Below are 2,949 nucleotides of genomic sequence, written 5' to 3' on the forward strand. Positions count from 1 at the left end.
ATATAATGAAAACTATTAAAAAACCGGTGCAAAGTGAAATAAACATTAAAAAATCACAGTTCATATGTTCTGTTTATCCAACGAAAAATAAAAAAGAGTCAAAAGAAATTATTCGGAAATTAAACCAGAAATATAATGATGCTACCCATAATTGTACTGCTTATATTGTTGAAGATGGAGAAGGATTTGATGATGATGGGGAACCTGGTGGAACTGCAGGCAAACCAATGATTAATGTTTTAAGAAAAAATGAACTGCACAATATCACCATAATTGTTACAAGATATTTTGGTGGAATCAAACTGGGTGCTGGCGGACTTGTAAGAGCATATTCAAAATCAGTTTTAGAAGCAATTAAGGAAGTTGAAATTGTTGAAATTGAGCAATATGATGTTTATGAACTTATTTTTGAATATTCAGATATTAAATTAGTTGATATGGAAGTTAGAAATAATTCCCTTGAAAATATTGATAAAGATTACTCAGATACTGTAAGATATGATGTCATATCAAAAGATAATAGAGACATTAGGAAAATATTTGAGAAATATTCTGGTAAAATAAGAGTTGATTTTAAAAATAAACAATTTTTAGAAAAAATTTAAAAAATGAAGAACTTACGGTTCTTCTAAATTTGTTATGGATATCCCACAAACGAACATACACAATTTTTAGGCAATCCGTCTTAATCTAAAACGAAACACAAACTTTGCAAAAATAAGTCATGTGAAATTATATTTATTCGATTTTTTCAAACATGTCAGCAGTTGCACCGCACATAGGGCATTTGTAATCTGCTGGAAGTTCATCAAACTCATCAGTTACAAAACCGCACAATTTACATCTAAATTTTGCCATAATAACAATCTCCTTAAAATTTTTCAATACTAGTAAATATATAATTAGTTATATATAAAACTAATCAATTTTTTCAAACATCGCCTTAGGCATTTTACATTTTGGACATTTAAAAGAAGAGGGCAAATCATCAAATTTAGTTCCGGCAGGAATATTCAATCCTTCTTCAATATCGTCTTCATCAAAAACATAACCGCAAATTTTACATTTATATTTAGCCATAGTATAATCTCCAAACCTTTAGAATCTATTAGGAACTTTTAAGTGATCTGGAAGTGGTTTAATACGAGCAGGTGTTCCAATAGCTAAATAAAATGGTGGAACAGAATGAATTACAATAGCTCCAGCAGCAACAATAGAACCTTCTCCAACTTCAACATTAGATAAAAATGTAGTGTTGCCCCCTATTGAAGCTCCTCGTCTGACTTTAGGTCCTTGAAGTTCATAATTAATCCTTACAGGATATTTATCATTAGTAAAACAAGCACAAGGTCCAATAAACACATTATCTTCAATTATAGAGTTAGTTGGAATATATACATTAGATTGAATGCTGACATCATTTCCAATAATCACATCTCCTTCAATAACAGTATTAGTTCCAATTAAAACATCATCCCCAATATTGGTGTTTTCACGGATAACAACATTATGTCCTGTTCTGAAATTATCTCCAATAATTACATCATTATAAATAATGGAATTTGACCTAATTGTGTAGTTTTTACCAATCACTGGCGGTTTTGAGTTTGGAGAATATTCAACACCAAACTGAATATTTTGATTTTTTGGAAAATCTAACTCTGGTTTTGAGTAATCCCGTTGAATAGATTCTCTTTCTATTTGAGGCCTTTCATAAATAATTTCAGTTGGCTCTTCTCTTGGAGGATGAGTATAGAAATTATCTTGTTCTGGTGTAACCTCACGTTGACGGTAAACTGTTCTAGGTGCTGGCTGAGGTTCTTGAGAGTGCATACGATACTTATCATCATATGGATTTTCTCTATTTTTGGATTGTTTATCATCAAGAGTTTGTGAAAATCTAACCATATTATCAAACCTTCATTTAATCAAATTTAATTTGTTAATGAGATCATATATGTTGTTAATTAGTATATATATTAACTGGTTTGAAGATTCCTATTTTTTTATTGTTATTTTGTTGGTTGTTTTTTGTTTTTGGTATGTTGTTGTTATTTTGTGTTTTCCTGTTTTTAGGTTTGTTATTTTTACTGTTGCATATCCTTTTTTGTTTGTTTTTGCTGTGTATGTTTTTCTTTTGATTTTGAATTTGATTTTTTTGTTTGTTTGTGGTTTTCCTTTTGTGTTTATGAGTTTTGCTGTGAATTTTATTGTTTTTGTTTTCTTTTTTATTATGTTTTTTGTTATTAGGGTTGGTTTTATTTTTATTTGGTTTATTGTTTTATAATTTTTGTATATTGTTGTTATTGTGTATTTTCCAGGTTTTAGAGTTAGTTTTATTGTTGCATATCCGTTTTTGTTTGTTTTTGTTTTTATTGTTTTTTTGTTAATTTTGAATATTATTGTTTCGTCGGCTTTTATTGGTTTGTTGTTTTTTCCTATTATCTGGATTTTATAGTTTATTTTCTCTTGGTAGTACATGCTCATGTTTATGTTTTTTGTAAATGGGTTTATGATTTGAATTTTGTTGGTTGTTGTGCTTTTGTTGTGTTTTATTGTTCCTTCATATTTTGCTATGATTTCATGTGTTCCTATCTTTTTTAGTTCTATATTAATTATCGCGACTCCATTTTTGTCTGTCTGCAAGGTTGTTGTTTTTCCGTTGAATTTTATTTTAATTGTTTCGTTTGGTAATGGCTTGTTGTTGGAATCTGTTAATTTTACTTGATACTGTTGTATGTCATTGTAGTACATTCCTATGTTTGTTCCGGTTAATGTGGTATTAAGTACAATTAAACTATTATTTCCAATCGGATAATTATGGGTTACAATATTTGAATTATCAGAAAAGCTAACTGATGCATCTGAATTACTATTAACACTAATTAATAAATTATCCCTAATTATATTATTTTGGGCTGTATCAGATAATATAATTGTATATTTTTC

The 2,949-nt window shown here is 28.6% G+C and carries 5 protein-coding genes; 1 reads left to right on the forward strand and 4 read right to left on the reverse strand.

All coding sequences use genetic code 11. The features are described from left to right. The coding region (locus tag Q9968_RS09245; RefSeq protein WP_305515722.1) for a YigZ family protein at nucleotides 1-605 on the forward strand (605 nt) is incomplete at its 5' end. Between the two features lie 133 nt (nucleotides 606-738). On the opposite strand, the gene Q9968_RS09250 is transcribed toward Q9968_RS09245, so the two are convergent. The 4 genes from Q9968_RS09250 to Q9968_RS09265 all read right to left on the reverse strand — a co-directional run. After that, complete coding sequence (locus tag Q9968_RS09250) at nucleotides 739-858, reverse strand: rubredoxin (protein WP_305515724.1); 120 nt, start codon at nucleotides 856-858, stop codon at nucleotides 739-741. Nucleotides 859-918: 60 nt separating this feature from the next. Then, nucleotides 919-1,080, reverse strand: coding sequence for a rubredoxin (locus Q9968_RS09255; RefSeq protein ID WP_305515726.1), 162 nt, complete (start codon nucleotides 1,078-1,080; stop codon nucleotides 919-921). A gap of 18 nt (nucleotides 1,081-1,098) precedes the next feature. Further along, entirely contained in the window at nucleotides 1,099-1,686 is a 588-nt protein-coding gene (locus Q9968_RS09260) for an acyltransferase (protein ID WP_305515729.1), read from the reverse strand. A 312-nt stretch (nucleotides 1,687-1,998) separates the two neighbouring features. Then, nucleotides 1,999-2,949: Ig-like domain-containing protein (locus tag Q9968_RS09265; protein ID WP_305515727.1), on the reverse strand; the 951-nt coding region annotated here is incomplete at its 5' end.

This window comes from Methanobrevibacter sp. V14, from assembly GCF_963082475.1.
Classification (GTDB): Archaea; Methanobacteriota; Methanobacteria; order Methanobacteriales; family Methanobacteriaceae; genus Methanocatella.

Coding starts and splice junctions, on each gene's coding strand:
- Q9968_RS09255 (WP_305515726.1), bottom strand. CDS start 1,080: ATGGCTAAATATAAATGTAAAATTTGCGGTTATGTTTTTGATGAAGAC.
- Q9968_RS09250 (WP_305515724.1), bottom strand. CDS start 858: ATGGCAAAATTTAGATGTAAATTGTGCGGTTTTGTAACTGATGAGTTT.